At 73.4% G+C, this 6,052-nt stretch carries 1 protein-coding gene; it reads right to left on the bottom strand.

Annotated features, from left to right (window positions below; translation table 11 throughout):
- Positions 1 to 6,052 (bottom strand): non-ribosomal peptide synthetase (locus CCN51_RS40920; protein WP_143676041.1); only part of this gene is annotated, 6,052 nt, incomplete at both ends.

The raw sequence follows: 6,052 nt of genomic DNA, 5'->3' as shown, positions 1-6,052 counted from the left end.
CTGCCCCTGGGCGCCGGCGCCGAGCACCAGCACGGTGCCCGCCAGTTCCCGCGGGGCGGGCGCGGCCGGCTGCCGGACCGGTTCGAAGGCGATGACCGCGTCCCCGGCCGGTACGGCGCGCAGCGTGAACCCGTCGATCGCGGCGACCACCGCACCGGCCTCGTCGACCAGCACCACGTCGAATCGGAGCGGGCCCGCCGCGGGGGTCGCATAGGCGTGGAGCCGCTGCGGCAGCGCGTCGTAGATCCTGACCGATTCCACCGAGAACGGCATATACGGCACCGCGCTCGTCAGGTCGTCGGCGCCCGGTGCGAGCCGGGCCGCCGTCTGCAGCGCGGCGTCGAACAGCGACGGGTGGAAGGCGTATTCGCCCGCGTCTGCGGACCGCGCCGCGGGCAGCCGCAGCCTGGCCAGCACCTCGCGCTCGCCGATGGCGAGTTCCTCGATCACCTGGAAGCTGGGACCGTAGTCGAAGCCCAGCCGCGAGAACATCGCGTAGCAGTCGGCGCCGGAGTGGACGGTCGCGCAGCGCGAGCGCACCCGCGCCGGGTCGACCGGGTCCGGACGCCGTCCGGCGCCCCCGGCGACCAGGGCGCCGCGGGCATGCGTCGCACCGCCGTCCGTCCGCACCTCGAACGAGGAGCCGTCGAGCTGGACGGTCAACCGGTGCTCGGCAGTGGCGTCGGGCAGCCGCACCGGGGCGGCCCAGGCCAGGCCGTCGACGCGGCGCACCGGCTCGCCGGTGGCGAGTTCACCGGCCAGCCGGGCCATCTCCAGGTACGCCACGCCGGCCAGCACCCGTTCGCCGCCGACGATGTGGTCGCGGAGGAAGAACTCCTCGCCGGTCAGCGTCTTGGCGAAGGTGTGCCGGCCGGTGGCGGCGTCCAGCAGCGTCGGGTGCAGCCGGGCGGCGGGCTCCGGTGCGAACCAGTGGCGGGTGCGGGCGAACGGGTAGCTGGGGAGGTGCACCCGGCGGCGGTTCGCTCCCCGGTGCAGCGCCGACCAGTCGACGTCGGCGCCCGCCAGCCAGTCGGCCGCGAGGGCGGTCAGGTCGCGCGTGGTGTCGGCCGCGGGCTGGGTGACGTCCCGTCCGACCGTTCCCGTACGCACCGCCGACGGCCGGTCGGCGAGGTGTGCGATGAGCTCGGCCCGCAGGGCGGCGGTGCCGTCGGTCACCACCGCGAGCCGGTGCGCCATCGGCTCGCGACCGGTCTGCAGGGTGCACGCGAGGTCTCCCGGCGCGATGTCGCGGTCCTTGAGGTGGTCGACGAGCCGCCTCTCGACGTCCCGCAGCGCCTCCGGTGTCCGGGCCGAGAGCGTGAACAGGTACTCGGCCTGAGCCTGATTCTCCTGGTCTTGGCCCTGGTCACGGATTTCCCGCATATCCGGTTCCTCCATCACGACATGCGCGTTGGTCCCGCCGAAGCCGAACGAACTGACCCCGGCACGCCGCGGCAGTTCACGTCCGTCGGCGTGCCGCGGCCGGGGCCAGGGCCGGGTGGTGGCGGCGATCTCGAACGGGCCGCCGTCCAGCTCCAGATACGGGTTGGGCGCCCGAAGGTGCAGGTCGGCGGGGATGGTGCCGTGCCGCATGGCGAGCACGACCTTGAGCAGTCCGGCGATACCGGCGGCGGCCTCGAGATGACCGATGTTGGTCTTCACCGATCCGATGACACACCCGGGTGCCCCCGGTGCCCCCGGTGCCGAGTCCGTGCTGCCGCCGTGTGCGCGGAGCCGGCGGAAGGCGGTGCTCAGCCCGGAGGTCTCGATCGGGTCGCCCAGGGCCGTGCCGGTGCCGTGCGCCTCGATGTAGCCGATGGTCTCCACCGGCACATCCGCGTCCCGGTATGCCTCGACCAGCAGATCGGCCTGAGCGTCCGGGTTGGGCGCCGTCAGCGATGTGGTGCGCCCGCCATGGTTGGCCGCGGTCGCCTTGATCACCGCGTGCCGGGCGTCTCCGTCGCTCCGCGCCCGGCCATCGGGCTTGAGCAGGACGACACCGGCGCCCTCGCCCCGGACGTAGCCGTCGGCGCGGCTGTCGAAGGTCTTGCAGTGTCCGTCGGCGCTGAGCATTTCGCCCTTGCTCAGCACCTCGTACACCGACGGCATGAGCATGACGTTGACCCCGCCGGCGATGGCCAGGTCGCAGGTGCCGTCGCGCAGCGCGGCGCAGGCCTGGTGCAGGGCGACGAGCGAACTCGAGCAGGCCGTGTCGATGACCATGCTGGGGCCGCGCAGGTCCAGCAGGTAGGAGACCCGGTTGGCGATGATCGATGCTGCTGAGCCGGTCGCGGTGTGGCCCTGTGGCCCGTGCCCAGCGGCCCGTTGCAGCTCCAGGTATTCGGTGTTGGCGACGCCGATGAACACCCCGACCCGCCGTCCGGCCAGGTCGGACGGGCGGTAGCCGGCGTCCTCGACGGCGGACCAGACGACCTCCAGCAGCAGCCGCTGCTGGGGGTCCATCAGCTCGGCCTCCCGTGGCGAGATGCCGAAGAAGGCGGCGTCGAAGCGGTCCACGTCGGGCACGAAGCCGCCCCAGCGGGAGTTCGGCTGCCGCCGCCAGTCCCAGCGGTCCGCCGGAACCTCCCCCACCAGGTCGTCCTCGGCGACCAGGTGGTCCCAGAACTCCTCGAGGTCGGCCGATCCTGGCAGTTGTCCGGCCATGCCGATCACCGCGATGTCACCGCCGTGCGCCGGGGATTCGGCCGGTGCCGCCTCGGAGACGGCGGCAGGCACTGGTGCCGCGTCGCCGAATCGCGCCGCCAGCCGCGCCGCGTGCTCCTGCCACAGGTGTTCGGCCAGCGAGGACAGCGTGCCCTTGCGGTAGAACAGCGTCGGGTAGACCTCGATCCCGTAAGCCTTGCGGAGCTCGACGCTGAGGGTCGTGAAGTTCACCGAGTTCATGCCGGCCTCGCCGAGGGGGTCGTGCGCGCCGATGTCCTCCGGGCGCGCCCCGGTCAGACGGCCGACCATCGCGGCCAGCTCGCCCCGCAGCGCCTCGACGGGCCCGGTTGCCGTCCCGGCGCGTGGCGGGGTCCCGGCTCGCCGCGGTGTCTTCGCGCCGAAGCGGGCCCGCAGTTCGGCGAGCGGCAGGGTGGCCAGCGCCCTCCGGTCGACCTTCTCGTTGAGGGTGTGGGGGAAGCCGATGACCCGGACCAGCGCGTCGGGCAGCATATGCTCGGGCAGCCAGGTCGCAAGCCGGTCCCGGGTCGGCTCGGCGACCCCGTCGTCGAGTACGTAGCAGGCCAGGAGCGACAGGTCGGCGGCGCCCGTCCGCCGCGCCACCACGACGGCGTCGCGGACGCCGTCCAGTCGCCGCAGGGTCGACTCGATCTCCGCGAGCTCCACCCGGAAACCCCGGACCTTGACCTGCGAATCGATCCGGCCCAGATACTCCACGCGCCCGTCGGGCAGTCGGCGGACCAGGTCGCCGGTGCGGTACATACGGGCGTCGGGCCCGGTCGCGAACGGGTCGGGCAGGAACCGCTCGGCGGTCAGGTCGGGGCGGCCCAGATAGCCGTCGGCCACGCCGTGTCCGCCGATGTACAGCTCGCCCGCCGCACCGCTCGGCACCGGTCGGCGGCCGCTGTCGAGCACGTACAGGGCGGTGTTGGCGATCGGGGTGCCGATGGTCACCCGGTCGCCGCGGTCCAGGCGGCTCGTCGCCGACCAGATGGTGGTCTCCGTGGGACCGTAGAGGTTCCACACCTCGCCGCCCGTGGCGAGCAGCGCCTCCGCCGTCTCGGCCGACAGCGCCTCGCCGCCGCAGAGCATCCGCAGCCCGGGGTCGCCGCGCCAGCCGGCGGCGAGCAGCATGCTCCATGTCGCGGGGGTGGCCTGGATCACCGTGGCGGCGCTTGCTTCGACGGCCTCTCGCAGCCGCAGTCCGTCGCGTGCCACCTCGGTCGGCAGCACCTCCACCGTTCCGCCGGTGATCAGCGGAAGGTAGAGCTCCAGCGCGGAGATGTCGAAGCAGATCGTGGTCAGCGCCAGGAGGGTGTCCTCCGGCCCGAAGCCGGGTTCGCGCGCCATCGAGCAGAGGAAGTTGGTCAGCGCCCGGTGCGGGACCCGGACCCCCTTCGGACGGCCCGTCGAGCCGGATGTGTAGATGATGTACGCGGTGTCCGAGGCCCGGGCGGCCACCGGTGAGGCGTCCGCGGGCAGGTGCTCATCCGCGTCGATCAGCAGCCGGGGCAGCTCGCCCCCGAAGGCGAGGGTGTCGCCGACGGTGGAATGTGTGAGGACCAGATGCAGCCCCGCGTCCTCGGCGATGTAGTCGAGCCGCTGCCGGGGATACGCCGGGTCGAGCGGCACATATGTGCCGCCGGCGGCCTGCACGGCGAGCAGGGCGACCGGCAGCTCGGCGTCGCGCGGCAGCAGGACGCCGACGGTGCGGCCCCGTCCGACCCCGGCGGCGGTCAGCCGGGCCGCGAGAGCGTCGACCCGTTCGGTCAGCCGGCGGTACGTCAGCTCGGTGTCGCCGTGGCGGACGGCCACCGCGTCCGGACGGGCCGCGGCCTGGCGCCGTACGAGGTCCCACGCCAGGGCGTCCGCCGGATACTCCACGCCGGTGGGCGGGGCGAGCAGGGCGCGTTCGTCGGCGGTCAGCAGGTCCAGGTCGCCGACCGCGGTCTCCGGCGCGCCCACGGCGGACGCCAGCAGCGTGGCGAAGTGCTCCCCGAGGCGTTCCACGGTGGCGGCGTCGAACAGGTCCGGGTTGTACTTGAACGTGTAGCGGCAGCCCTCGGGGTGGTCGACCAGGTCGAGGGTCAGGTCGAACTCGCCCTCCTGGTGCACCCCGTCGACCCGGCCCCGCACCAGACCGTCGTCGCGCAGGTCCCGCGTCCAGTTGTGGAAGTAGAAGGCGACGTCGAACAGCTTGCCCCCGATACCCGGGACCTGCCGGTTCAGCTCCTCGGTGAGGGTCATCAGCGGGTAGGCGCTGTGCTGAAGTGCCTGGAGGACCATCCGGTGGACGCGGCCGACCAGGCCGCGGAAGGCCTCGTCGCTCTCGACCCGCTCGGCGAGGACGACCATGTTCATGAAGTAGCCGACCACGTCGTCGTAACCGCTCGCGGGGCGGCTCGCCGTCGGTGTGCCGACGGCGATGTCGGCCTGGTCGCTGTACCGGTGCAGCAGCGCGAAGTACACCGCCAGCATGACGCTGGACAGCGAGGCCCGCTCCGCGGCGGCGAGGGCCCGCGCCCGCTCCGTCACGGCCGCCGGGAGGCGGCCCTCGACCGTCGCACCGCGGAAGCCGGGCACCGGCGGCCGCGGCCGGTCCAGCGGCAGCGGCACGGTGGTCCGCCTGTCCCGCAGCCGCCCGATCCAGTAGTCCCGCAGCCGCTCCCCCTCGGCCCCGGCGAGCAGCGCACGCTGCCAGGCGGTGAACTCGGCGTAGGTGTGGGCGGGGCGGTCGGCCGGCAGCGGACGGCCGTCGCGGACCGCGCGGTAGCCGCGCTCCAGATCGGCCAGGAGCAGCGGGATGGACACCCCGTCGAGCACCATGTGGTGGACGGTGAGCAGCAGCACCTGCCGCCCGTCGTCGAGCGTGTACAGGGTCGCCCGCACCAGCGGACCGTCGCTCAGGTCGAACGGCTGGCGCATATCGGCGTTGATCCGGTCCCGGAGCTCCGCGTCCGTGGCGGTCGGGAGGAAGACCTGCTGGAAGGGCAGCCCCTGGCGGGCGGCAACCCTCATGGCGGGCTCATCCCGCTCCGTGGCGACGGCGGCGCGCAGTTGCTCATGCCGCTCCAGCAGGTGCCGCAGGGCCGTGCGCAGGCCGCTGACGTCGACGTCAGGGGCGAGCCAGAAAGCGAGCGGCAGGTTGTACGCGCTGTTCCCGGGCGCGAGTTGCTCGACCGTCCACAGCGCCCGCTGCCCGTGCGACATCGGGTGCTCCGTCGGCTCGGCGTCCTCGCCGAGCTGCGGCGCTTCATCGACGACATCGCTGGGTGCCACGACGTCCGACAGCCAGCCCGAGGCCAGATAGGCCGTGAGCTCCCGCAGGGTCGGCCGCTCGAAGAACTCGTCGAGCGGCCGACCCTGCGGG

It is taken from the genome of Streptomyces milbemycinicus (assembly GCF_002154605.1).
GTDB classification, from domain to species: Bacteria; Actinomycetota; Actinomycetes; order Streptomycetales; family Streptomycetaceae; genus Streptomyces; species Streptomyces milbemycinicus.
The sequence above is the reverse complement of the archived record's forward strand: the minus strand, read 5'-3'. Positions and strand labels throughout refer to the sequence as shown.